Origin of the sequence: Alloactinosynnema sp. L-07 (assembly GCF_900070365.1) — a bacterium.
Lineage (GTDB): Bacteria > Actinomycetota > Actinomycetes > Mycobacteriales > Pseudonocardiaceae > Actinokineospora.
In genome coordinates, this window is the sequence record NZ_LN850107.1 from 509,586 (window position 1) to 532,856 (window position 23,271).

Annotated in this window: 23 protein-coding genes; 8 read left to right on the forward strand and 15 right to left on the reverse strand. The window is 70.1% G+C overall.

The features are described 5' to 3' along the window. The first annotated feature begins 145 nt into the window (after positions 1 to 145). Positions 146 to 1,918, forward strand: coding sequence for a hypothetical protein (locus tag BN1701_RS02510; RefSeq protein ID WP_157367740.1), 1,773 nt, complete (start codon positions 146 to 148; stop codon positions 1,916 to 1,918). A 35-nt stretch (positions 1,919 to 1,953) separates the two neighbouring features. Here the strand turns inward: BN1701_RS02510 and BN1701_RS02515 are convergent, their stop codons facing one another. Next, positions 1,954 to 2,379: an HD domain-containing protein gene (locus BN1701_RS02515; RefSeq protein ID WP_054045083.1), complete on the reverse strand. Its 426-nt coding sequence runs from the start codon at positions 2,377 to 2,379 to the stop codon at positions 1,954 to 1,956. Positions 2,380 to 2,461: 82 nt separating this feature from the next. Between BN1701_RS02515 and BN1701_RS02520 the strand changes: the two genes are divergently transcribed. From BN1701_RS02520 to BN1701_RS02530, 3 genes are all read left to right on the forward strand, one after another. After that, positions 2,462 to 3,373 carry a TIGR04222 domain-containing membrane protein gene (locus BN1701_RS02520; protein ID WP_054045086.1) on the forward strand — a complete coding sequence of 304 codons (912 nt, stop codon included), beginning with the start codon at positions 2,462 to 2,464 and terminating at the stop codon, positions 3,371 to 3,373. Between the two features lie 9 nt (positions 3,374 to 3,382). Continuing rightward, positions 3,383 to 4,420, forward strand: a complete 1,038-nt coding sequence (locus BN1701_RS02525) for a nitronate monooxygenase (protein ID WP_082859622.1) — start codon at positions 3,383 to 3,385, stop codon at positions 4,418 to 4,420. Positions 4,421 to 4,535: 115 nt separating this feature from the next. Then, complete coding sequence (locus tag BN1701_RS02530; protein WP_054045087.1) at positions 4,536 to 5,600, forward strand: alpha/beta fold hydrolase; 1,065 nt, start codon at positions 4,536 to 4,538, stop codon at positions 5,598 to 5,600. On the opposite strand, the gene BN1701_RS02535 is transcribed toward BN1701_RS02530, so the two are convergent. Both BN1701_RS02535 and BN1701_RS02540 read right to left on the reverse strand, forming a co-directional pair. Beyond that, positions 5,597 to 6,448 carry an alpha/beta fold hydrolase gene (locus BN1701_RS02535; RefSeq protein ID WP_067520492.1) on the reverse strand — a complete coding sequence of 284 codons (852 nt, stop codon included), beginning with the start codon at positions 6,446 to 6,448 and terminating at the stop codon, positions 5,597 to 5,599. The genes BN1701_RS02530 and BN1701_RS02535 overlap by 4 nt on opposite strands. 67 nt (positions 6,449 to 6,515) lie before the next feature. After that, the gene (locus BN1701_RS02540; RefSeq protein ID WP_054045090.1) at positions 6,516 to 7,481 is read right to left on the reverse strand and encodes a quinone oxidoreductase; all 966 of its coding nucleotides are present in this window, start codon (positions 7,479 to 7,481) and stop codon (positions 6,516 to 6,518) included. 66 nt (positions 7,482 to 7,547) lie between these two features. Here BN1701_RS02540 and BN1701_RS02545 point away from each other — a divergent pair, with 66 nt between their 5' ends. From BN1701_RS02545 to BN1701_RS02555, 3 genes are read left to right on the forward strand one after another with little or no spacing between them, the layout of a single operon-like run. Further along, entirely contained in the window at positions 7,548 to 7,763 is a 216-nt protein-coding gene (locus BN1701_RS02545; protein ID WP_054045092.1) for a hypothetical protein, read from the forward strand. 9 nt (positions 7,764 to 7,772) lie between these two features. Continuing rightward, entirely contained in the window at positions 7,773 to 8,207 is a 435-nt protein-coding gene (locus BN1701_RS02550; protein ID WP_054045093.1) for a ribonuclease domain-containing protein, read from the forward strand. Further along, a complete protein-coding gene (locus BN1701_RS02555) occupies positions 8,204 to 8,509 on the forward strand; it encodes a barstar family protein (RefSeq protein ID WP_054045095.1) in 306 nt (101 codons plus the stop codon). Before BN1701_RS02550 ends, BN1701_RS02555 begins: the two co-directional genes overlap by 4 nt. Here BN1701_RS02555 and BN1701_RS02560 read toward each other — a convergent pair. Further along, entirely contained in the window at positions 8,487 to 10,454 is a 1,968-nt protein-coding gene (locus BN1701_RS02560; RefSeq protein WP_054045097.1) for a sigma-70 family RNA polymerase sigma factor, read from the reverse strand. The genes BN1701_RS02555 and BN1701_RS02560 overlap by 23 nt on opposite strands. Then, positions 10,451 to 10,780, reverse strand: a complete 330-nt coding sequence (locus BN1701_RS02565) for a YciI family protein (RefSeq protein WP_054045099.1) — start codon at positions 10,778 to 10,780, stop codon at positions 10,451 to 10,453. The genes BN1701_RS02560 and BN1701_RS02565 overlap by 4 nt, the downstream gene beginning before the upstream one ends. Before the next feature lie 143 nt (positions 10,781 to 10,923). Here BN1701_RS02565 and BN1701_RS02570 point away from each other — a divergent pair, with 143 nt between their 5' ends. Continuing rightward, positions 10,924 to 11,550 (forward strand): DUF998 domain-containing protein, encoded by a 627-nt coding sequence (locus BN1701_RS02570; RefSeq protein WP_054045102.1) that lies wholly within the window; start codon positions 10,924 to 10,926, stop codon positions 11,548 to 11,550. A 48-nt stretch (positions 11,551 to 11,598) separates the two neighbouring features. On the opposite strand, the gene BN1701_RS02575 is transcribed toward BN1701_RS02570, so the two are convergent. The 10 genes from BN1701_RS02575 to cysD form a co-directional block, all read right to left on the reverse strand. Further along, positions 11,599 to 12,372 (reverse strand): enoyl-CoA hydratase-related protein, encoded by a 774-nt coding sequence (locus BN1701_RS02575; protein ID WP_054045103.1) that lies wholly within the window; start codon positions 12,370 to 12,372, stop codon positions 11,599 to 11,601. Between the two features lie 47 nt (positions 12,373 to 12,419). Beyond that, entirely contained in the window at positions 12,420 to 13,043 is a 624-nt protein-coding gene (locus BN1701_RS02580; RefSeq protein WP_054045105.1) for a hypothetical protein, read from the reverse strand. 310 nt (positions 13,044 to 13,353) lie between these two features. Further along, positions 13,354 to 15,537 (reverse strand): hypothetical protein, encoded by a 2,184-nt coding sequence (locus BN1701_RS02585; RefSeq protein WP_054045107.1) that lies wholly within the window; start codon positions 15,535 to 15,537, stop codon positions 13,354 to 13,356. A gap of 15 nt (positions 15,538 to 15,552) precedes the next feature. Continuing rightward, entirely contained in the window at positions 15,553 to 17,199 is a 1,647-nt protein-coding gene (locus tag BN1701_RS02590; protein ID WP_054045110.1) for a P-loop ATPase, Sll1717 family, read from the reverse strand. Between the two features lie 259 nt (positions 17,200 to 17,458). Then, complete coding sequence (locus BN1701_RS02595; protein ID WP_054045112.1) at positions 17,459 to 18,193, reverse strand: sirohydrochlorin chelatase; 735 nt, start codon at positions 18,191 to 18,193, stop codon at positions 17,459 to 17,461. A gap of 10 nt (positions 18,194 to 18,203) precedes the next feature. Continuing rightward, positions 18,204 to 19,088 (reverse strand): ABC transporter permease, encoded by an 885-nt coding sequence (locus BN1701_RS02600; RefSeq protein ID WP_054045114.1) that lies wholly within the window; start codon positions 19,086 to 19,088, stop codon positions 18,204 to 18,206. Next, on the reverse strand, positions 19,075 to 19,869 hold the full coding sequence (locus BN1701_RS02605) for an ABC transporter ATP-binding protein (RefSeq protein ID WP_054045116.1): 795 nt from the start codon (positions 19,867 to 19,869) through the stop codon (positions 19,075 to 19,077). The genes BN1701_RS02600 and BN1701_RS02605 overlap by 14 nt, the downstream gene beginning before the upstream one ends. Before the next feature lie 59 nt (positions 19,870 to 19,928). Beyond that, positions 19,929 to 21,008, reverse strand: a complete 1,080-nt coding sequence (locus BN1701_RS02610; RefSeq protein ID WP_369800476.1) for an ABC transporter substrate-binding protein — start codon at positions 21,006 to 21,008, stop codon at positions 19,929 to 19,931. 28 nt (positions 21,009 to 21,036) lie between these two features. Continuing rightward, positions 21,037 to 22,359, reverse strand: coding sequence for a sulfate adenylyltransferase subunit 1 (locus BN1701_RS02615; protein WP_054045119.1), 1,323 nt, complete (start codon positions 22,357 to 22,359; stop codon positions 21,037 to 21,039). Further along, positions 22,359 to 23,270, reverse strand: a complete 912-nt coding sequence (gene cysD, locus BN1701_RS02620) for a sulfate adenylyltransferase subunit CysD (RefSeq protein WP_054045120.1) — start codon at positions 23,268 to 23,270, stop codon at positions 22,359 to 22,361. The genes BN1701_RS02615 and cysD overlap by 1 nt, the downstream gene beginning before the upstream one ends. Position 23,271 lies beyond the last annotated feature (1 nt).

The following is a 23,271-nucleotide window of genomic DNA, read 5'->3' on the forward strand; positions in this document are numbered from 1 at the left end:
ACAAGTGGCATAACCGTCTGTGGCTTACGTGACTTTGCGTGAGCAGACCACAGCAACGAGACCCATTTGGGTGCTCGTCAACCTTGCCGAGAAGAGACTCGGGGATCTGCCTCTTCGCGACGCTTTGCCGACGCTGGAGGCATTGATGTCCCTTCGCAGGTCTCGGCTCGCGGTCATCCCGGTCGCGGCCATGGCGCTGGTGGTCGGCTACCTGCCCGCCGCCGTCGCGAATCTGGCCGGAAGCCCGTTCGACGCGGGTGACGGCAACCTCGTCCTCAACGACGAGACGCAGGACTGGGTGAACGCCCCGAACCGACAGGTCGGCGTCGACCTGCCCACAGGTCAGAACGACAACTCCTTCGGCCAGGGCACGAAAGAGGACACCCCGGTCCCGACGGTCGTCACCGGGTCCATCCCGAACAACAAGAGCGACCTGACCCGGCTGTATGTGGCCAACGAGAAAGTCGGCGCCAAGGAATTCCTGTACCTGGCTTGGGAGCGCGTGCAGGAGCCCAACGGCACCACCAACATGGACTTCGAGTTCAACCAGAACTCCACCGCCTCCGCCAACGGGGTCACGCCGGTTCGCACCGCCGGTGACGTGCTGATCAAGTACGACCTCTCTCAGGGCGGGGTCAACCCGAACCTCGGCTACCACCTCTGGGTCACCGCCGGTGATCCCGCCGTGGTGTGCGAGGCCAACAACTCGGTGCCGTGTTGGGGCACGGTGCAGTCCTTGTCCGGCAACTTCGAGGGCGCGATCAACACCGTGCCGGTGAGCGACCCGATCCCACCTGGCCCGCCGCGCACGCTGAGCGTGCGCACCTTCGGTGAGGCCGCGGTCAACCTGACCGACTCCGGCATCCTGCCGCCGAACGTGTGCAAGACCTTCGGCTCGGCCTACCTCAAGAGCCGCGCGTCCGACTCGTTCACCGCCGCGGTGAAGGACTTCATCGCGCCGGTCCCGGTCAACATCAGCAACTGCGGTTCGATCGTCATCCACAAGGTCACCGTCAACGGGGACGACACCTTCTCCTACACCACGACGGGTGGCTTGAGCCCGTCCGGATTCACCCTGTCCAACGGTGGCACGCGGACCTACGTCGACGTCGCCTCCGGTTCGTACGGCGTGACCGAGAGCGCCCCGCCCGCGGGCTGGACGCTGCAGAGCCTGGTGTGCGCCGCCACCGGCGCGGGCACCAGCGTCACGACCAGTTCGGCGACGGCCAACATCACCATGGCCGGTGACGGGCTCGTCGAGTGCACCTACACCAACCACACAAAGCTGAGCCCGACCATCACCACGACCCTCTCGGCGACGTCCGCGCCGATCGGGACGACGGTCCACGACTCGGCGGCGCTGTCCGGCGCCTCCGCCACCGCGGGCGGGACCGCGACGTACACCGTCTACACCGACACCGGCTGCTCGCAGAACCCGCAGGACGCGGGCACGGTGAACGTGACCAACGGGGTCGTGCCGGACTCCAACGGGATCACGTTCAACTCCGCGGGGACCTTCTACTGGCAGGTCACCTACAGCGGCGACGCGAACAACAACCCAGCGATCAGCGTCTGCACGAGCGAGATCGTCGTCATCGTCAAGAACCAGCCGGGGATGACGACCGCGCAGAACCTGCTGCCCAACGACAACTCGACGCTGACCGGCGCGACCGCGAACGCGGGCGGATCGATCACGTTCAAGCTGTTCAGCCCGGCCGACGGGACCTGTTCGGGTGCGGCCTCGCTGACCGAGACGGTCGCGGTGTCCGGCAACGGCACGTACGCCACGACGAACACGACCTTCTTCGCCTCCGCCGAGGGCACCTGGCGGTGGCTGGTCACCTACACCGGTGACGCCAACAACGAGGCGGCGACCTCGGCGTGCGGCGTCGAGCACTTCACGATCGACAACGGCTGAGGGAGCGGGTCGAGGAGTTCGGTGTCCTCGGCCCGTCAGCTCACACTCAGGTACGCCAGCGCGGCCCGGTACTTGGCCCGCAGGCGTACCTGGGTGTGTTCGTCGAGGTAGTGCAGGCGTTCCGGGGATGAGTTGTCGGCGATGTCGGCGAACTTCACCGTCAGCGCGATCGGATTGGCCGCGACCCTGGCCAGGTAGGTCTGCTGGTCCTCGCCGGGGACCTTGCTGATGGCGACCACGGCGGCGACGACCTCCGCCGGGCAGCCCGCGGCGAGCAGGTCGGCGGCGGTGACGTGGGTGTCCTCGACGACGTCGTGCAGCACGGCGGTCATGCGCTCGTGGTCGCCGCTCACGCGGTCCATGACACGCAGCGGGTGGCCGATATAGGGTCGCCCGGATTTGTCGACCTGGCCCCGGTGTGCCTCGCGCGCGATGCGGATGGCGTCATCGACGGTGAACATGTCGAGAATCTAACCAACAGGACCGGAACCGCACGTCGATCACACACGTCCTGGTGACAGCGCGACAGGGAGGGAGGCCGCAGTGGACGAACCGTGGGGACTGTCCGGACCGGAGTTCTTGAGGCTGTATTGGATAGCCATCGGTCTCGCGGTGGTGCTGGTGGTGGTCGCCAAGATCCGCGCGCGGACCGCGGCGTCGGGAGATCCGCACGACCGCGGCGATCTGGACCCGTACCAACTCGCCCTGCTGACGGCGGGGCCCGCGCGGGTCGAGCAGACCGCGATGGCGGGCCTGGTGTCGCGGGGCGCGATCCGGGTGAACCGGACCGGCGAGGTTACCCGCCCGCACGGCGGTCCCGGGCCCGCCGACGCGGTGCAGGACTACGTACTCGGCCGGGTCCCGACCTCGGGCAGGCTGCCGCGACTGGCGGGCCTCGGTTTCGGCGACAGCGCGCTCGGCAGGCAGTTGATCGACGGCCTGACCCGGCGCGGATACATGACTTCGTTGCACCGCGCGCGGCGGCTCAACCGGGTGCACTGGGTGTTCCTGGTGATCATCGCAGTCGGCGGGTACCGGGCCTACAACGGCATCCAGCTGGACCGGCCCAGCGTGTTCCTGTTCCTGTCGGTGTTCGCCACCCTGTGGATCTGGATCTTCTGCCGCGCGATCCTGGGTCGGGCGCGCAGCCGGGTCACCAAGCGCGGCAGGTCCGCGCTGCTCGACGCGCGGTCGCGGTATCCCCGCACGGTGGGCGTCGGCGCCATGGCCGGGTTCGCGGTGCTGGGCCCGGTCGCGCTCTGGGGGCTGACCGCGTACCCCGACGACGAGCTGAGCGCGGCGTTCGCGGCGGACAGGACGACGTCGAGCTCGGACAGCGGCAGCGGCTGCGGCAGCGGGTGCTCGGCGAGTTCGTGCTCCAGTTCGAGCAGCAGCAGCGGTGGCAGCAGTTGCAGCAGCGGCAGCAGTTGCGGTGGCGGCGGCTGCGGCGGCTAAGGTCGGTGGGTGATCGCTGAGCTGACCATCCCGGTGATCGTCGCGCCGATGGCGGGCGGTCCGAGCACCCCGGAGCTGGTGGCGGGCGCGGTCGACGCGGGTGCGTTCGCCTTCCTCGCCGCGGGCTACCTCACCGCGGACGCGCTGCGGGCCCAGATCGACGCGACCCGCGCGCTGACCGGCAAGCCGTTCGGCGTCAACCTGTTCGTCCCCGGCGCGGAGTCGGCCGACGACCTGGAGCCGTACCGCGACCTCGTCGGCAGGGAGGCCGCGCGGCTGGGGGTCGAGCCGGGGAATCCCGCGTGGGACGACGACCAGTTCGCCGCCAAGCTCGACGTGGTGCTCGACGCGCGGATCCCGGTCGTGTCGTTCACCTTCGGGCTGCCCTCGTCCGCCGACCTCGACCGGCTGCGGTCGGCGGGCGTCGTCACCGTCGCGACGGTCACCACGCCCGCGGAGGCCCGCGCGGCGCGTGCCGTGGACGCGCTGTGTGTCCAGGGCGGCGCCGCGGGCGCGCACCGCGGGTCCTTCGCCAACGAAGTCCACCTCTACGACCTGCTCCCGCTGCTGCGCCTGATCGCGGCCGAGACCGACCAGCCGCTGATCGCCACGGGCGGGCTCATGCACGGCGCCGACGTGGCCGCCGTGATCGCAGCCGGTGCGGTCGCCGCGCAGTTGGGCACCGCGTTCCTGCGCTGTCCCGAGGCGGGCACCCAACCCGCCCACCGGGCGGCGCTGGCGGCAGGGGAGCGCGACACCGTGGTCACCCGCGCGTTCAGCGGGCGGCCCGCGCGCGGGATGGCCAACCGGTTCATCGCCGAGTACGGCCCGCACGCCCCGGCGGCCTACCCGCAGATCCACCACCTGACCCGCCCGGTGCGGGCCGCGGCGGCGCGGGCGGGCGACCAGGAGGCGATGGCGCTGTGGGCGGGCCAGGGCTATCGGCTGGCGCGCGAATTGCCGGTCGCCGAAGTGATCGACGCACTTTCCCACGAATTCGAAGAAGCGGTAACTCGTTTGGCCCATCGGGTGCCGCGAACGGGTTAGTTTCCAGAAAGTTTCGTCTTATGTGGACGCTGTGCGGTTGCCCACAGACTTGTCCACGAGCGCCGATGTCCGCGGCTAACCTTTGCGGACAGCCAACAATCCCGGAGGCCGTCGCATGGTCGGACTGCCGACACTGGACACTGTTCGCGCCGCGGCGGGCAATGTCGCCCACCGTGCCCTGGTCGGCGGTTTCGCCGATTTTCGGCCGCTGCCGCGCACCGCGATCGATTCGGGTCGCACGCGGTCGGTCTTCAATTACCACCTGCCGGAAGGCGTGGCCGCCGACGGCGATCCGACGCTGCTGGTGCCGCCGCTCGCCGTGCCCGACTACTGCTTCGACCTGCGCCGCGGGTGCAGCGTGGTCGAGCACCTGATCTCCGGCGGCAGGCCGACCTACGTCGTGGAGTACGGCGCCATCGGGTTCGGCGACCGCGCGCTGGGGCTGGAGCACTGGGTCGAGGACGTGCTGCCGACGGCGATCCGGGCGGTGCACGAGCACTCCGGGGGCAGGCCGGTGCACCTCGTTGGCTGGTGCCTCGGCGGGATCATGTCGATCCTCACCGCCGCGCGGATGGGCGCGTGGCCGATCGCGTCGGTGACGGTGGTGGCCAGTCCGTTCGACTTCCGCGCCATTCCGCTGATCTCCGCGTTCCGGCCCCTGGTCGAGGCGACCGGCGGATACGCGCTCACGCCGCTCTACCGGGCTTTCGGGGGCGTTCCGGCTCCGCTGGTGCGCCGGGCGTTCCAGATCAGCGGGTTGAGCAAGCACGTGACCAAGCCGGTCGCGATCGCCCGCAACCTCGGCGACCGGGACTTCCTGGCCCAGATCGAGGCGGTCGACCGGTTCACCGCGAACATGGTCGCCTACCCCGGCCGCACGTTCGCCCAGCTCTATCACCGCTTCTTCCGCGCGAACGACCTGGCCGACGGCCGGGTGACGCTCGGCGGCGTCGAGGTGGACACCGCCGCGGTGAAGCAGCCGACCCTGGTGATCGCGGGGACGGGCGACAACCTCGCGCCGCCGCGCGCGGTCCGCAGGCTCACCGAACTGCTGCCGGAAGCCGCCGAGGTCCGGTTCGCGACGGCGCCCGGCGGCCACCTCGGCGTGCTGACCGGACGCGGCGCGCGCCGGGGGACTTGGCCGCTGATCGACGCGTTCCAGGCCCGGCACGACGCCTAGGAGACCAGCGTTCGTTCGCGGGCGCCCGAGGCGAAGTCGGCGATGAGGTCGGCGGTCCCGGCCGGGTCGTCGAGTTGGGGGCAGTGGCCGCAGTCGTCCAGGACGCGCAGTTCGCTGTGGGGGACCTCGGCGTGCAGACGCTTGCCGGACTGGGTGGCGACGAGCTTGTCCTTGCGGCCGACCACCACGGTGAGCGGGCAGCGGATGTCCTGCGGCCGGTAGGCGTCGCGCAGTTCCGACAGCAGGGTGCGCCCCTTGACCAGCAGCGCCTTGGTCGACTGGTCGTCGCGGACGAGGTCGGCGAAGCGGGCGACGGTGTCGGGGCAGGCCGAGCCGGGGCGGGCGTAGAGGATCCTCGGGATGACCGCCGAGGCCACCGTGCGCACCGCGACGGCGGGGACGGGCAGCGCCGAGTACAGCCACACCGGCAGCGCGTTGGTGTCCAGCGCCCGCAGCATCCACGAGTCGTGCAGGCCGGGAGCGGCGATCGAGACGACGCCCGCCAGCGGCAGGCCCGGGTTCTGCGCGGCTCGCAGCGCGGCCGTGCCGCCCATCGAGTTGCCGACCAGCACGACCGGGCCGCCGCGACCGGTGACCAGGTCGGCCAGGAACGCGTCGAGTTGGGGCAGGATCGGGCCCGGCGCCAGGTCGTCGGCCTCGCCGAAGCCGGGCAGGTCGACCGCCATGGCCGCCAGCCCGCGCTCGGCGAAGTCCGCCAGCACGCCTCGCCAGGTGTCCGCCGAGTCGCCGAACCCGTGCAGCAGCACGACGCGGGGGCGTCTGCCGACCGATAGCACCCTGGTCCGCACCCCACCGACTGTGCGCAGGCTCACTCGAATGGACGACATAGCGACAGAGGCTAAAGGGCGAACCTGAAAATGTCTCGACACGCACCGGTAACAAACCGGCGGCGGTTCAGCGCGCGAAGACGATCTTCCCGGCCGTCTCGCCGTTGAGCATCTGCTCGAAACCCTCCTTGGCCTGCGACAATGACAGCTGGGTGCCGATCTTCGGCTTGATCCCGGCCAGGTCGCAGAAGCGCATCAGGTCGCCCAGTTCCTCGCGGGTGCCCATGGTCGAGCCGACCACGCGCAGCTGCAGGAAGAACAGCCGCTGCAGGTCGGCGCTGGGGTCCGGGCCGCTGGTGGAGCCCGACACCACGATGATCCCGCCGGGCTTGAGCGCCTTCATCGAGTGCGACCAGGTGGCCTTGCCGACGGTCTCGAACACCGCGTCGACCTTCTCCGGCAGCCGCGCGCCCGACTCGAAGGTCGCGTGCGCGCCTAGCTCGGCGGCCAGCGCGCGCTTCTCCTCGGTGCGGCCGGTGACCCACACCCGCATGCCAGCGGCCTTGCCCAGCTCGATCAGCGCCGTCGACACGCCACCGGAGGCGCCCTGGACGAGCATGGTCTGACCGGGGCGCAGCTCGGACTTCACGAACAGCATCCGGTAGGCGGTCAGCCACGCCGTGCCCATGCACGCGGCCTCGGCGAAACTCAGGCCCGCCGGCTTGGGCAGCGCGTTGCGGGCGGGCACGACGACGGTCTCGGCGAAGGTGCCCTGGTGCTTCTCGGTGAGCAGGGTCCGCTTCGGGTCGAGCGTCTCGTCGCCGACCCAGGCCGGATCGCCGATGACCGAGTGCAGCACCACCTCGGTGCCGTCGGCCAGTGTGCCCGCGCCGTCGCAGCCCAGGATCATCGGGAACGACTCGGCCTTGATGCCCACACCCCGCAGCGTCCACAGGTCGTGCATGTTGAGGCTGGCGGCCATGACCTTCACCGCCACCCAGCCGTCGGGCACCTCGGGTTCCGGGCGCTCCCCGACGGTGAGCGAGGCCAGTGGATCTTCGGGACTGGGCGCGGACGCGTAGACGGCGAACATGGCCGAAACATATCGACCGCGACCGTGGCACGCGCCCGGAAGTGGTCAAGGTCTACTCTCCTTGTTGTGCCTGACTGGTGGGATGACGTCGAGCTGTGGGTCATCCAGCTTCCGTTCGCCCTGCAGTTCACCCTGGTGATGGCCGTGCTGCTGCCGTTGTGTGTGGTGGCGGCCTGGTTCATCGACCGGGCGATCGACTGGGGCATCCACTTCGCCCGCGCCCGCTTCGGCCGGACCCGCGCCGAGCACCCGCTGGGGTCGCGCGCCAAGACGGATTCGTAGGCTGGTGGGGTGGGTTCGAGAAAACGCATCACCGCCGCGCTCGTCGGCCTGGTCGTGCTGGTCCTCGTGGGCTGGCTGGTCCGGGAGTTGGGTTCCGGCACCGCCGCGCCCGGGCCCGCACCGGTGTCGGGCACCGCGGTGCCGGGAGCGGCGTCCGGCCTGTCCGTGCGCCCGCTGTCCGAGCTGCCCGCCGAGGCCGCCGCCACCTGGCGGCTCATCCAGCGCGGCGGTCCGTTCCCGTATCCCCGCAACGACGGCACGACGTTCCAGAACCGCGAGAAGCTGCTGCCCGCGAAGTCCTCGGGCTACTACCGGGAGTACACCGTGCCAACGCCAGGAAGCCCGGATCGCGGCGCCCGCCGCCTGATCTCCGGGTCAGAGAAAGAGCTGTACTACACCGCCGACCACTACGGGTCGTTCGTCGTCGTGGACGCGACCCGATGATCGAACACGTGCTGGACGGCACGAAGATCCGCAGCAAGCGCGCGATGTTCACCGCGCTGGCGGACACGCTGAAGTTCCCCGACTGGTTCGGCCACAACCTCGACGCGCTCTACGACTGCCTGACCGACCTGTCGTGGCTGCCCGCCGACCACCACGTGCTGATCTGGACGCACTCGCAGGTGCTGGCCAAGGCCGACCCGCCCGGCTACCGCGCGATCCGCGAGGTGCTCGACGACGCCGTGGAGGGCGCGGCGGGCAGCGACCGCACCATCGAGCTGGTCATCGCCCGGGACCAGGCTTGAGCTGACGCAGGGTGTGGCCGGTGGCCTGCTTGAACAGGTACTCCGCCCGTTCGTAGGACAGCCGTCCCCGGCCCGTCTCCGGGCACAGGTCGCCCGGTGCCACCGGGCGGGCCGGTGCCGGGCGGCGGTCGGCCAGGAACAGTGGGCCGCTGGTCCGGCCCGCGACGAGGTCGGGGAGCAGGCGGGCGGTGCCCGCGCGCCACGTCACCCAGGTCCCCGCGACGCGGGCCCGGCGGTCGTCCAGGTCGAGGTGTTCGACGTCGATCGACAGCACCGTCCGCACTCCGGCGCCCGACTCGTGCAGGAGCCGCCACAGCGTCCGGTCCCGCAGGCGCAGGTCGGGCCGCGCCCACAGCGCGTCGAGGTGCGCCGCGTCGATCGGCGGCGTCCTCGGCCGGGTCTCGACGCGCCGGTCGAGTCCTGAGGCGATGTCCATGGACACCCAGGCGCCGAACGACCGGACCGTCGCTCGGTGCCGGTTCCACGTCGCGGCGGCCGCGTCACCCCATGCTGTCTCGAACGCGCGCGCGACCGCGTCGGCGGTGAGCGAGGTGAGCGGCAGCCGGTCGCCGATGGCCAGCCGCAGGCGGCGAAGGGTCTGCCCGTAGGAGCGGATCGTGTGCGGGTCCAGGTCGTCGCGGGCAAGGAAGTCGTGGGCGGCGGTGCCGAGCGTGACGGCGGTGGGGTGGTCGGCGGGAAGCTCGGCGGCACGTCGGCGCAGGAAGTCCCGTTCGGCGGCGTTGCGGGCGAGCGCGGCGGCCCGATCGAACTCCAGCCGCGCCTCCCTGAACCGTCCCAAGTGGACAAGCAGGTCGCCGCGGACACCAGGCAGCAGGTGGTAGTCGCGCAGCGTCGGGTCGCCGAGCAGGGTGTCGACCAGGTCTAGGCCCGCTTGGGGCCCCTGGGCCTTGCTGATCGCGACCGCGCGGTTGAGCTGGACGACCGGCGTGGGCAACAGCCTGGCCAACGCCTCGTAGAGCGCGGCGATCTGGGGCCAGTCGGTGTCCTGCGCGCTGCGCGCCTGCGCGTGGCAGACGGCGATCGCGGCCTGCAGCACATACGGACCAGGCGGACCGCCGAGGTCGCGGGCCCGCAGCATGGCGGTGAACCCGCGGCGGATGAGCAGCTGGTCCCAGCGCCCCCGGTCCTGCTCGTGCAGCTGGACGGGCTCGCCTGCCGGACCGGTGCGGGTCGCCGAGCGGGACGCCTGGATCTCCATCAGCGCCACCAGCCCGTGCACCTCGGCCTCGCGCGGTGCCAGCTCGCCGAGCAGCCTGCCCAGGCGCAGCGCCTCCAGACACAGGTCCAGCCGGATCAGGTCGGACCCGGACGTCGCCGAGTACCCCTCGTTGAAGATCAAGTAGATGACGTCGAGCACCGAGGACAGGCGCTCGGACAGTTCGGCGCCGTCGGGAAGCTCGAACGGCACCCGTTCCTCGGCCAGTGTCCGCTTGGCCCCGCTGACGCGTTGCGCGATCACCTGATCGGAGACCAGGAACGCGCGCGCGATCTCCGCGGCGGTGAGCCCGCCGACCAGCCGCAGGGTCAGCGCGACCCGCGCGGAGGTGGGCAGCACCGGGTGGCAGGTGATGAACATCAGCCGCAGGACGTCGTCGCGCTCGGGTTCCCGCGGCTGGTCGGCCTCGTGGGCGAGCTGTTCCTGCCTGCGTTCGAGGCGCTGCGCGCGCCGGATGTGGTCGACCGCGCGGCGCTTGGCGATGGCCATCAGCCAGGCGCCGGGGTTGTCCGGGACGCCGGACGTGGGCCACTGCTCAAGGGCGGCGACCAGGGCGTCCTGCGCCAGTTCCTCGGCGAGGCCGACGTCTCGGACGATCCGGGTCAGGCCCGCGATGATCTTCGCGGACTCCAGCTTCCAGACCGCGTCGATCGTGCCGCCGATGACCGCACCGCCCTGGCGTCCAGGGCGGTGCCCGCCGGTGGTCATGGGCCGAAGACCTCCTGGATGGTGCTGGAGCCGTCGCCGGTGATCTTGAGGAACCGGCGGCCGATCTCGACGGCCTCTTCTCTGGAGCGGACCTCGATCAGCGCGAAGCCCGCGATGGCCTCCTTGGCCTCGGTGAACGGACCGTCGGTCAGCGTGATCTCGCCGCCGGTCGACGTCATCCGCAGGCCACCGGCCTCCAGGCCGCCGGTGGCCAGCAGGATGCCCGCGGCGCTCAGCTCCTCGATGAACTTGCCCATCTCGACGAACAGGGTCTCGTCGGGCTCGGGAGTGGTGTCGGTGGCCCTGGACGTCATCAGGAAACGCATGTCGTGCTCCTTGGTTCGTGATCGCTGTGGCTGACATGTCAACGTCGAACCGGCGATGTGACAGGGAATGGTAGCCGTTCCCTGTCACATCGCTGGATCGACGTGGTGGTGTCCCCATCGGAATCACGAAGAGAGGCCCGGACATGACCACCACCCTGGCTCCCGCCACCACCCGCTCCTTGCTCACCTGCGGCGCCGTCGCCGGACCGCTGTGGGCGGCGGTCTCGCTGGCCCAGGCGGCCACCCGCGAGGGATTCGACCTCACCCGCCACCCGCTCAGCGTGCTGAGCAACGGCTCGCTCGGTTGGCTGCAGATCGCCAACTTCGTGGTCGCGGGCGTGTTGGCCGTCGTCGGCGCGGTCGGATTCCGTCGGGCGCTGCCGACCAGTCGTTGGGTTCCCCGACTGGCCACCGTCTACGGCCTCGGCATGATCGCAGCCGGAGCCTTCGTCATGGATCCGGGCGACGGTTTCCCCGTGGGCACCCCGTTCGGCCCGCCCACCACGCTGAGCGCGCAGGCCGCCGTCCACCTCGCCGCGGGGTCGATCACCTTCATCGCGTTGATCGCCGCCTGCTACGTCCTCGGCCGCCACTTCAGCCGTCGAGGCGAGCGCCGCGACGCCATCGCCTCACGGGTGGCGGGCACGGCCGCGCTGGTCGGCAACGTCTGGGCCATGTCCGGCGGCGTGGCCGGTTCGCTGGTCCTGGCCGTGGGGGTCATCACCGCGATGCTCTGGATCAGCGTTGTCGCCGCCCGCTCGCGGTTCTGACACCGCACGCCAGCGCCCCAGTGCCGAGGCACTGGGGCGCTGTGCGTTCTAGTCGGCGGGGACCCAGCTTGGCTTGCGCTTCTGGGCGAAGGCGGTGATGCCCTCTTGGCCCTCGGCGCTGGCGAAGAAGCCCGCCGACAGAGTCAGCATCTCGGCGAAGTCCGTGGTCAGGTCGGCGGCGGGTGTCCGCCGCAACATCTCCTTGGTCGCCGACAGCGCGACCGGGCCGCCCAGCGCGAGCATGCCGGTGTAGCGGTCGACCTCGGCGTCGAGCCCGTCGGCCGGGACCGCGGAGTTGATGAGCCCGATCTGCACCGCGCGGTGGGCGTCGAAGGATTCGCCGGTGAGGAACAGCTCGTGTGCGGCGCGGGGGAGCAGGCGGGGGAGCACGGTCACGGAGATGACCGCGGGCACCACGCCGATGCGGACCTCGGTGAACGCGAACGTCGCGCTGTCGACCGAGACCGCGATGTCGCAGGCCGCCACGATGCCGACCCCGCCCGCGCGGGCCGGGCCCGCCAGCTTGGCCACCACGGGCTTCGGGCTGGTCCAGATCTGCTCCAGGATCGCCGGGAACTCGTTGACGCCCTGGTCGCCGGAGGCCGCGCCCCCCGCTTCCTTGAGGTCCATGCCCGCGCAGAACACCGGGCCGGTGTGGTCGAGCACGACCACCCGCACGGCGTCGTCGGCGATCGCGGCGGTCAGGTGGTCGCGCAGCTCGCCGCGCAGCTGCCGGGACAGCGCGTTGCGGTTGTGTGGGGAGTCCAGCGTGATCCGGGCGATGCCGCGGGACACGTCGTAGTGCACCAACTCGTCAGCCATGGGGTCACCCTAAACGGGCCGGGTCGTGGTCGACCCGGCCCGCTTCGTCAGGCGATCGTGGTGGTCGTGATCACCGGGTTGGGGTTGGGGTAGCACTTCGTGGGCACGTTGATGTCGCCAAGGAACGACCGGACCACGGCGGTGAAGGTCAGGCCGGGGTTGGTGTAGCCGGTGCCGTACAGCTTGGTCTGGATGGTCCCGGACGGGCCCGCCGTCAGGTTCGCGGTGACGGTAGGCAGCTCGAACGTGGCGCCGCCGCTGATCGGCCCGGTCGCGGTGACCGTGGCGATCCCGTTGGCGACGCTGATGTTGGTCGTGCCCACGTTCGAGCCGCCGGACAGCGTGGCCGAGACGTAGGTCGAGTTCGCCGGGATCGGCACCTTCAGTGCCATGGTGTGCACCCGCCGGACGGTGTAGCCGTTGACACTGCCGGGAATCGTGTTCGGCGCCGGGTCGATCACGATGGTCAGCGCGCCGCCGGGGGCGACCGTCGCCGGGGCGGTCACCTCGGCGTTCTGCTGCAGCGTGAAGTTCTGCGGCCCGGCGGGTGTGCTGCCTTGGCAGGCGAAGTTGACGGTGGTCGGCACGGCCGCCGCCAGCGGCGCGAACGCCACGATCGGCACGGCAACTAGGGCGGCGATGGACAGGGCTCGACGCAGGGTCGATGTCATCTCGGGTCACCTCGAATGTGCTGGTGGACGAGTTGAAACAGTGGTCGGCCGCGGCACCGTGATACTTACTTGCGAGTATCTTTCAGGTCAAATTCTCACGGTATTGACAAACTTCCGGTCGACAACTGTCCGAAACGACGAACCGGATTCACCTCTCGCTCGTTGCGGCAAGCAGGTGATCGATTTCCGTCCATCGGCGTGGTGGATCACCTGACCGGTCCACGATGAGTGGCGTGAGACGGTCGGCGTAAGGCCAGGTGGGTGGATACGTGTTACGCCCGTTTACCGGCACATGGATGAGGCCTGCCGACTACGCGCGGGCGCAGGTGGCGCACTTCCACGCCGAGGCCCCGTTGTCCCCCCGGCTGCCGTTGCCGCTGGCCGTGCCCGGCAGCGTCAGGTTCAGGGTGTTGGCCGCCGCGCATCCCGCCGCGTGCCCGAGAGCGCGGTAGGCCTCGAACTGCTCGTCGGTGAAGGTCTGCTGGGTGGTGGCGTGGTTGGGGAAGCGGGTGTCACGCGCCTTGAACGCGTGCAGGTCCCAGCTGGCGCCCTTGGTCATGACCGCCTTCGCGTACACCAGTTTCGCGGTCCTGCGGTCGGGATAGGTGACGTTGCCCGCGGCGACCATGGACGTGCTGACCCCGTCACAGTCGGGCAGCACCGCGGTCGGATCGAGCCGCACCTCGGCGTCGAGGTCGCTGCGGGCCAGGGCGATGGCGCGGCCGATGTCCAGCCCCGCGCCCTTGATGTCGCAGCTGGCGTCGAAGCACAGCACGTGGGTGCACCGCCTGCGCAGCAGCTCGACGAGTCCCAGGTTCTCCCAGTGGCCACCGTCGGTCAGGTAGATGTAACGGTGGTTGGACTTGGTGATGCCCATGGCCTCCCGCAGCACGTAGAGCGCGCCCGGCTCGTGCCACCCGTCCCTTATCCAGGTGAACGCCTTGCCGACGGCGGTCGTCGGCGGCTTGGGCGGGTCGCTCCACCGGGCGTGGTTGAAGTTCTTGATCCAGACACCGAGCCGGATGTTGGTCAGTGCCATCAGGAACCGCACCGGTGGGTAGGTGTGCCGACCCATCAGCGGCGACAGCGCCGCGCCGGACATCGCCATGAGTGAGGGCAGGGTCAGGTTGCTGCCCGCGACTCCGCCGTGGTTCTCGATGTCCTTGGTCGAGGGGCGCTCGCCAAGCGCGGGTCCGCCGCTCCGCTCCCGCTCGAAGGTGAACGACGCCGCGTAACGGCCGGTGGGAGTCTCCCTGCCGGTGAGGTTGACCGCGCAGCACACGACCAGCTCGGGAAGATGTCTGTCCTTGTTGGGCGGTGTCGCGGAGAAGTACACACTCGTCTTGTAGTCGATGGGGCGGACCACGAGCTTCCGTCGCCCCGGTTCGCCCTCGACCTGCCGCTGCACGGCGAACGGGATGCAGAGCCGTTCCCGGTAGTGGTTGTGCATCGAGTAGAGGCGATTGTGGACCGCGACCGCCATCACCGACACGACCAGCGCGAACACGGCCACCCAGATGACATCCCATGGTGAGTCGACTCCGTGCCTGCTGGCGTGCTCCAGCGCGGAGAGCAGCGGCACGAGCAGCAGGCCCGCGCTGGCGACGTAGGACAGGGTGAGCATCAAGCGCAGCGCACGGAACCGGCGCCCGAGAACCAGCGCGGCCGACGCCATCACCAGGGACACCGTGAGCCAGAAGGCGATCGCCACCGCACGGCCGAAGAACTCATCGAAGATCCCGGGGTCGCTGCCGAAGACCTTTGTCAGCACCAGAAGCGCGGCCGCGCGATACAGTTCGGCCAGCGCGGGCAGTGCCATGATCACCACGATGACCCCGGTGGCGACAAGGAAGCCCGCGGTCCTCTGCTCCGCCCGCCTTTTGGCGAACTCGCGGGGTTTGTCCCTGAACCGCCGCAGCGCGACACAGAGCAGGGCGGCCGCGACGCAGCCCAACGCCGCCCCGAGCGGCCACTGGACGGCCGGGGAATCGGGCCACTGCAAGCCGTTGAGGCGCAGATCCGAGAGATCGACTCCAGCGGCGTACAGCAGCCATCCCGTGACCCGGCCCGCGATCAGGATGCAGAGCATGAACGGCAGATAGTTGAGCAAGAACCCGAACACGATGCTCGCGGCCATCCACAGCTTGCCGGAGGCGCCGGAGGCGAGGTAGTCGGTGTTCTGCCGCAGATACCGCTCCTCGGGAGACCCACTGGCCCACAGCGGCTTGTCGCCCTCCGCGACGGGCACCGAGTACTTCGCCGAGATCGTCAGGGCGCTGGCGATGTAGTTCCCACCGGAGACCGCGGCGAGGTAGCTGGAGTTCTCGAGCACGTGGTGGGCCTGCAAAGCCTGCAACGCGCCGAGATTGAAGGCGGCCGACCGGATCCCGCCACCGGACAGCGCGATTCCGATCCGATTGCCGTCGGTGGCCTCCAGGAGGTACTCACCCTCCACTTTGGGCAGATCCTTGGCCTCTCCTGTGGACGCGGTCATGGCCGTCTCCGATGGTCAATTCGTGATGTAGCCGAACGCCCGGCGGTAGTCCTCGCCCCTCAGCTCGCACCCGTAGGGGTAGGTCGCGTGCGCCTTCTCACGGCGCAGCCGCGACATCGACTGCTCCAGCAGGTGCCGGGTGAAGAGCGGGTGGATGCACAGGTAGTCGCGGTCTTCCTCGCAGTTGAGCCCGTGATCGAAGGTGTACTGGAAGTAGGTCTTGTTGTAGCGGCCGGTCTGGTCGAACCGGACGCCGAGCACCCCGAGCGCGAACAGCATCGACACGAACTCGTCGAAGTCCAGTCGGGTGAGGTTGCGGATCCCCTGCTGGTTGTAGATCTTGTGCAGGGTCCGGACCGGGAAACAGAGGTCGAGCTTGCCCGCCAGCCTGCGCAGCGCGTCCGCCGCCTCGGGATAGGAGGCCTTGTAGGCGCTCAGGATGCCGCTGACCAGCATCCGCTCGGCGCTCCTGGTGCCGGTGCTGATCGCGTGGGGCGTCACCGCCCACGGCCGCGAACCGTCGTCGGTCCGGCGGAACACCCGGTTGAGGATCTCGATCAGGTGCCGGGGCAGCAGTTGGGTGTGCCGCAGCAGATAGGCCAGCGGGTCTTCCTCGATCTGCAGGTGGCCGTAGATGCGCTTGGGCAGCGCCGCCCGCAGCAGCGCGATGTTGCGGTCCGGCCCGTCGACGTCGCCCGCTTTCGCGCGCAGTTCCTTCCACTCCTCCGGGTGGTTGAGCCGCAGGAACAGATCCAGCCTGGACCCCGCCAGGTGCAGCAGCTCCGGCGCGGTCCAGAAGATCTTGAGATGGTTGCCTTGCAGGTCCTTCTCCGGAGCCGCGGCCAGATCGTGGATCTTGTCGTAGAGCTCGGACGGCAGACAGATCTGCAGCCCGTAGGGCTGACTCGACGCGTGCCGGGCGACCACCCGGCCCGCGCACCGGAACAGGCCCGCCAGCACCTCGGTCAGTTCGTGCAGCCGCAGTTGCAGGTCCTCCAGGTTGTCCATCACGATGATCACCGGCTGGGCGCGCTGGGCCAGCAGGGCCCGCATCGCCGTGCGGGCCTGCTCGAAGGTGACCCCGCCCGCGCTGACACCCGCGATGACCTCGTCGAGTCCGAACGCGGTGTCGTCGTTGATCCGCCGGGTCAGGTCGCGCAGGAAGTGTTCGACCGCGTGCGTCGAGTCGGTCGGTCTGGTGCCGTCACGGTGCAGGAAGTCGGTGATGGTCTGCAGTTCGCGGTGCGCGTCCGTCGGCGACGCCGTCCGCCACGTGTGGAAGATCGCGACCTGGTCGAACGCCGCGGTCCAGATGTCGGACACCTGGTCGACGAACGGCCTGCCGTGTCTGCGGTCGTGGGCGTGCAGGACCCGGAGCATCTCGAGGTAGACGTTCTCGGTCTTGAGGATCTCGTGGCCTGGCGCGTCGCCGAACAGCGAGCAGACGAGGAACGCGGTCTTTCCGGAGCCCTTGCGGCCGATGATGTAGGTCGGATGCGCGTCGGCCTGGGCGTAGATGACATTGGACCGGTCGAACAGCTGCTGGGCGAGTTCGTGCCCGAAGTGATCGATGGCCTCGGTGTAGCCGGGGCCGAACGGCTGGTTCGGCGTGAGGACTTCGCGCAGTCTGGTCGGGTCGACCAGGTCGGTGTAGTGGTCCACGGCGGTCTCCAGGGTGGAGGGTATGCCTGGAACTCGTCCGTTTGGACTGGGCCGTTACGCCAATGGCAGGACAAAGTCACGCGCTGCGAACACGCACGACCACGGATTCGTCGTAGCGGTCCAGAGGCGTCCTGGTCGAATAGCGCGCTCGATGAACCCGCTGCGCCCTCGCGCGCCGACTCGCTGATCAAGTTCTTCGACCAGTGTGTCGTCGATGCTTATGTGCAGACGCATGGGCACAGCATGGCCGACACTTCGCTCAGGCGCTGCGGACTTGGGCCCGTTCGACCGAGTCATAGCGGTCCAATACCAGGTCCGCCACCTCGACGGCAGCGCCCAGTGGGGCGGCCACCCGGACCGTCGGACCTGCCTGGGCGATCACCCGATCGGGTAGCAGTCCCGGCGCCAGGAACCAGGACGCGACGGCGACCCGTTTCGCGCCTCTGGCGCGCAGGGCGGCGATCGCGCTGGACACGTCCGGGTCGGTGGCCGACGCGAAGGCCGCGCGGACCCCGGACCAACCCATGACCCGGGACCACCGTTCGGCCACCTCGTGCACGCGGGCGTTGGCGGGCGCGTGTGACGAGCCGGTGGCCGCGAGGACCACGCCGAGGTCCGGGTCCCCGGGGACCACGTCGATCTCGGTGAGCCTGCGCAGGGCTGCGGCTTCCAACCGCGCGTCCGGGCCGAGCACGTCGGTCACGGTCACCGAGAGCAGCGGCAGCCGCGCCTCGGTCTCGGCGATCAGGGCGGGAAGGTCCACGCGCGCGTGGAACGCCCGGCCCAGCAGCAGGGGAGCGACCACGACGTCGCGGTGGCCCTCGGCGTGCAACGTCGCCAGTACGTCGGTCAGCAGCGGTACCGACAGGTCGAGGAACGCGCCGCGCACGTCCAGGTCGGGGCGTCGGGCACGGACCACGTCGAGCAGCTCGGCCACCGTGGCGGCCGAGCGCGGGTCGCGGCTGCCGTGGGCGACAGCGACAAGCGGCGTCACTGAGCCGTCCTCACAGTGCCCCGGTGAGCCCGCGGGCCCGCAACACGGCGCGTTCCAGGGGGCGGAACACGAGCAGTTCGATGCCGACGCCGACGAAGAAGATCAGCAGGATGCCCGCCATCACCATCGACATGTCCGACAGGGACATGCCGTTGTGCAGGTACTGGCCGAGGCCGAATCCGAGCTGCGGCGAGGTGGCGATCAGCTCGGCGGCCATGAGCGACCGCCAGGAGAACGCCCAGCCCTGCTTGAGGCCTGCCAGGTATCCCGGCAGCGCGGCGGGAAGCAGGATGAAGCGGGCGGTGTCGATGCGGCCCGCGCCGAGCACCTTGCCGACTCGGGGCAGGATCGGCGGGATCTGGTCGATCCCGGCGACCAGGCCGTTGGCGATCGACGGCACCGCGCCGAGCAGCACGACGGTGTAGATCGCGGCGTCGGTCAGGCCGAACCACAGGACCGCGGCGGGCACCCACGCCACCGACGGCAGGCTCTGCAGACCCGAGATCAGCGGGCCGAACGCGGCCCGGACCAGCGGCACCTTGGCCAGCAGCAGGCCCAGCGGCGTGGCCACGGCCACCGCGATCATGAACCCGATCACGGCGCGGTGGACGGAGACCCAGAGGAACTCCCACACGTCGCCGTTCTCGATCACCTTCTGGATCTGCTCCCACACCGCGAGCGGTGCGGGCAGCTGGTACTCCGGCCAGATCGCCCGCGACCACAGGACCTGCCAGACCGCCACGATCGCGATCAGCGCGACGATCGGGGCGAGCGTGGTGCGCAGCAGGTTGCGCCGACCAGCGCTGCGGGTGGCACTCGGCGGCGTGTCGAGCGCGTCGAGGCCCGCCTCGACGGCCGCCTCATCGTCCCGAGTGGTCACGTCATGCTGCGGCATGGCTGCTGATCACCTCGCGGAGCTTGGCGTTGATCTTGGTGACGGCCTCGGCCTCTGCGGCCGCGGAGAGACCGTCGACGTTCCACTCCTGCACGACGCGGCCCGGCTTGGACGACAGCAGCACGACGCGCTGGCCCAGGCGCACGGCCTCGCGCACGTCGTGGGTGACGAAGACGACCGCGGCACCGGTGGCCTCCCACACCCGCAGCAGCTCGCCCTGCAGCACGTCGCGGGTGATCGCGTCGAGCGCGGAGAACGGTTCGTCCATGAGCAGCAGCGACGATGCCTCGCCGCCGTCGCCCGCGATGGCCGAGGCCAGCGCGCGCGCCAGGGCGACGCGCTGGCGCATGCCGCCGGACAGCTCGTGCGGGCGCTTGTCGCCGACGCCGCCGAGGCGGACCAGTTCGAGCAGGTCAGCGGTCTTGGCTCGGCGGTCGGCCCGGCCGACCCCGGCCAGCCGCAGCGGCAGCTCGACGTTGCGCGCGGCGGTCAGCCACGGCATGAGCGCGGCCTCCTGGAACATCACCGCGGGCCGGGTGGTGGAGAGCTGGATGTCGCCGGAGGTCGGCTTGTCCAGGCCCGCCACCAGGTTGAGCACGGTGGTCTTGCCGCAGCCGGACGCACCGAGGAGGCAGACGAACTCGCCGGGGGCGACGGTCAGGTCGATCCCGTCGAGCGCGGTCACGGCGCGCGCGCCGTGACCGAAGGACTTGCGGACACTGGTCAGCCGCACCACATCGTCGGTGGCGGTGGGCGCGGGGGTCTCGAGCGTCGCGGTCATGGTTCGCCTGCCTTCCAGTCTCGAATGTCTCAGCGTGCCGTTGTCTTTGGTTAGCGCTGCTACTTCTTGTCCAGGCCTGCTGCGTTGGCCTCCGGCTTGCCCGCGGCCTTGAGCACCGCGTTGAGCGCGGTCAGGTCGACGAAGCCGGACAGGTCGGTCTCCTTCTGCGCGATGCCCGCGGTGACGGCGTCCTTGGACAGCTGCGGGAAGGTGCTCGCCAGCGGGTCCGGGTCCAGCGTGATCGCGGCGAACGCGCGGTCGATCACCTTGGCGCCCAGGCCCTTGCCGGTCAGCGCCTCCAGCTGCTTGTTCACCGCGGCCTTGGCGTCGGCCGCATTGGCCTTGGCGTAGTCGTTCGAGGCGAGCAGGCCGCGCAGCAGTGCCTCGACCGTCTTCGGGTGGTCCTTGAGGAACTGCGTGCGGACCAGCAGCACGGTGGTCGGGAACTTGCCGTCGCGCCACAGTTCCTTCTCGTCGAGCAGGACCTTGGCGCCCGCGTCGAGCACTAGGCGCGAGGCCCACGGCTCGGGCAGCCACGCCGCCTGCACCTCGCCCTTCTTGAACGCGTCGAGCGTCTGCCCGTTCTCCCGGTTGGTGACCTGGACCTTGTCCTTGAGGCCCTTCTCGACCAGCCACTTCTTCAGCGAGACGTCCTGGGTGTTGCCCAGCGCCGGGGTGACGACGACCTTGCCCGCCAGGTCCTCCGGCGTGTTGATGTCCGCGGCCACCACGAGCTGGGCGCCGCCGGACGTGCCGCCCGCGACCAGGCGCACGGCTTCGCCGTTGGACTTGGCGAAGGCGTTGATCGCAGGCCCGGAGCCGATGAAGCCCGCGTCGAGCGAGCCGCCGAGGAACGCGCTGACCTCGGTGGGGCCGTCGTTGAACTTGGTCGGGACGAGCTTGGTGCTGCCCAGTTCCTTGGCGTAGAGGCCCTTCTCCAAGCCGATCAGCGCCGAGGCGTGCGTGACGTTGGGGAAGTAGCCCAGCCGCAGCTCGGCCGCGGGGCCCTTGTCGGTGCTCTGGCCCGCCGGAGCGGAGTCGGCGGGGGTCTCGGCGCGGGAGCAGCCGACGGCGAGGAGCGAGATCGCGACTGCTCCGGCTTGCAGGACCAAGCGCGGTCGGGACAAGCGGGTCTTCACGGGTGGGCCCTTTCGGTGGGGGAGGGGATTACGGACCGGGCGAGACGGCGGCCTCTCCGCCGCCGGTACAGCTCTCGCCGGTCTCCAATGCCCGCAGGCCCGCCCCGACCAGGCCCGCTGCCAACGTGGAGCCGTCCGCCGGGTCGATCACCAGGAACGCCCCGGTGCGCCGGTTGACGGCGTAGTCGTCGACCGGGAGCGGCTCCGCGGTGCGGAGGCCGACCTGCCCGATCTCGTTGAGCTTCAGGTCGTCCGGGCTGTCCACAGTGGTCAGCTTCTGCTCGTCGAAGCGAGCCGACAGCTCGCCGACGAACGCCTGGACGGTCCGGGCGCCGTGCTTGACCAGCACGCGCGCGCCCGGCTTGAGTGGCTTCTCCGACAGCCACGCCAGTGTCGCGGCGAACTCGTCGGTCACCGCGGGGGACTCGGTGGCCGCGGCGATGAGGTCGCCGCGGGAGATGTCGATCTCGTCGGTCAGCACGAGGGTGACCGACCGGCCCGCCTCCGCCTCGTCGAGCTCGCCGTCCGGGGTGTCGATCCGCGCGACGGTCGTGCGCAGGCCCGCGGGCAGCACCACGATCTCGTCGCCCTTGGCTACCGTGCCCGCCGCGATCTGGCCCGCGTAACCGCGGTAGTCGCGGTGCTCGTCGGTGTTGGTGCGGATGACGTACTGGACCGGGAAGCGGAACGCGGCGTCGTGCGGGTCGGGCTCGACCGGCACTGTCTCCAGGTGCTCCAGCAGCGTCGGGCCGACGTACCAGGGGGTGTGCGCGGAGCGGTCGACCACGTTGTCGCCGACCAGGGCCGAGACCGGGATCGACAGCACCGAGCCGATCGGGTAGCCCAGAGCGGTGGCGTGGTCGGTGAACTCCTTGGCGATGACCTCGAAGACGCTCTCGTCGTAGTCCACCAGGTCGATCTTGTTGACCGCGAGCACCAGCCGCGGCACGCCCAGCAGGGCGAGCACGGCGGCGTGGCGGCGGGTCTGCTCCAGCACGCCCTTGCGCGCGTCGACCAGCAGCACCGCGAGCTGCGCGGTGGACGCGCCGGTCACGGTGTTGCGGGTGTACTGCACGTGGCCGGGGGTGTCGGCGAGCACGAAGGACCGCTTGGGCGTGGCGAAGTAGCGGTAGGCCACGTCGATGGTGATGCCCTGCTCCCGCTCGCTGCGCAGGCCGTCGACCAGTAGCGAGAGGTCCGGAGTGGACAGTCCTTTGTCGACGGACGCGCGGTGCACGGCGTCGAGCGTGTCGGCGAGGACGGACTTGGTGTCGTAGAGCAGGCGGCCGACCAGCGTCGACTTCCCGTCATCGACGCTTCCAGCGGTGGCGAGCCGAAGAAGATCGCTCATCAGAAGTAGCCCTCTCGCTTGCGGTCTTCCATGGCTGCTTCGGAAAGCCGGTCGTCGGCCCGGGTGGCGCCGCGCTCGGTGAGCCTGCTGGCCGACACCTCGGCGATGACCGCCTCGATGTCGGAAGCGTCGGACAGGATCGCCCCGGTGCACGAGCCGTCACCAACAGTCCGGTAGCGGACCGTCAGTTCCTGCACCGGCTCGTCGGCGTTCGGGCCGAACCACGGACCGGCCGTCAGCCACATGCCGTCGCGTTGGAAGACCTCCCGCTGGTGGGCGAAGTAGATCGAGGGCAGGTCGATGTTCTCGCGCTCGATGTAGCGCCAGACGTCGAGTTCAGTCCAGTTGGACAGCGGGAACACCCGCACATGCTCTCCCGCGCGGTGCCTGCCGTTGTACAGGTTCCACAGTTCGGGACGCTGCCTGCGCGGCTCCCACTGACCGAAGGCGTTGCGCAGGCTGAAGATGCGCTCCTTGGCCCGCGCGCGCTCCTCGTCGCGGCGGCCGCCGCCGAAGACCGCGTCGAACTTGTTGCTCGTGATGGAATCCAGCAGCGGCACGGTTTGCAGCGGGTTGCGCGTCCCGTCCGGACGCTCCTCCAGCCGACCGTCGTCGATGAAGTCCTGCACGCTGGCCACGACAAGGCGCAGGCCGTAGCGCTCGACGGTGCGGTCGCGGAACTCGATGACCTCGTCGAGGTTGTGCCCGGTGTCGACGTGCAGCAGCGGGAACGGGACCGGCGCGGGCCAGAACGCCTTGACCGCCAGGTGCAGCAGGACCGTGGAGTCCTTGCCGCCGGAGAACAGGATCACCGGCCGGTCGAACTCGCCCGCGACCTCGCGGAAGATGTGGATCGCCTCGGACTCCAGCCGGTCGAGCGCGTCCTGGTGCTTGGAAAGTGTCTGTGTCATG

What these genes read in the sequence shown, in the direction of transcription:
- BN1701_RS02510 (WP_157367740.1), top strand. Translation starts at nt 146, where the DNA reads ATGTCCCTTCGCAGGTCTCGGCTCGCGGTCATCCCGGTCGCGGCCATG.
- BN1701_RS02515 (WP_054045083.1), bottom strand. Translation starts at nt 2,379, where the DNA reads ATGTTCACCGTCGATGACGCCATCCGCATCGCGCGCGAGGCACACCGG.
- BN1701_RS02530 (WP_054045087.1), top strand. Translation starts at nt 4,536, where the DNA reads ATGGTCGGACTGCCGACACTGGACACTGTTCGCGCCGCGGCGGGCAAT.
- BN1701_RS02535 (WP_067520492.1), bottom strand. Translation starts at nt 6,448, where the DNA reads ATGTCGTCCATTCGAGTGAGCCTGCGCACAGTCGGTGGGGTGCGGACC.
- BN1701_RS02540 (WP_054045090.1), bottom strand. Translation starts at nt 7,481, where the DNA reads ATGTTCGCCGTCTACGCGTCCGCGCCCAGTCCCGAAGATCCACTGGCC.
- BN1701_RS02555 (WP_054045095.1), top strand. Translation starts at nt 8,204, where the DNA reads ATGATCGAACACGTGCTGGACGGCACGAAGATCCGCAGCAAGCGCGCG.
- BN1701_RS02560 (WP_054045097.1), bottom strand. Translation starts at nt 10,454, where the DNA reads ATGACCACCGGCGGGCACCGCCCTGGACGCCAGGGCGGTGCGGTCATC.
- BN1701_RS02565 (WP_054045099.1), bottom strand. Translation starts at nt 10,780, where the DNA reads ATGCGTTTCCTGATGACGTCCAGGGCCACCGACACCACTCCCGAGCCC.
- BN1701_RS02570 (WP_054045102.1), top strand. Translation starts at nt 10,924, where the DNA reads ATGACCACCACCCTGGCTCCCGCCACCACCCGCTCCTTGCTCACCTGC.
- BN1701_RS02575 (WP_054045103.1), bottom strand. Translation starts at nt 12,372, where the DNA reads ATGGCTGACGAGTTGGTGCACTACGACGTGTCCCGCGGCATCGCCCGG.
- BN1701_RS02580 (WP_054045105.1), bottom strand. Translation starts at nt 13,043, where the DNA reads ATGACATCGACCCTGCGTCGAGCCCTGTCCATCGCCGCCCTAGTTGCC.
- BN1701_RS02585 (WP_054045107.1), bottom strand. Translation starts at nt 15,537, where the DNA reads ATGACCGCGTCCACAGGAGAGGCCAAGGATCTGCCCAAAGTGGAGGGT.
- BN1701_RS02600 (WP_054045114.1), bottom strand. Translation starts at nt 19,088, where the DNA reads ATGCCGCAGCATGACGTGACCACTCGGGACGATGAGGCGGCCGTCGAG.
- BN1701_RS02605 (WP_054045116.1), bottom strand. Translation starts at nt 19,869, where the DNA reads ATGACCGCGACGCTCGAGACCCCCGCGCCCACCGCCACCGACGATGTG.
- BN1701_RS02615 (WP_054045119.1), bottom strand. Translation starts at nt 22,359, where the DNA reads ATGAGCGATCTTCTTCGGCTCGCCACCGCTGGAAGCGTCGATGACGGG.
- cysD (WP_054045120.1), bottom strand. Translation starts at nt 23,270, where the DNA reads ATGACACAGACACTTTCCAAGCACCAGGACGCGCTCGACCGGCTGGAG.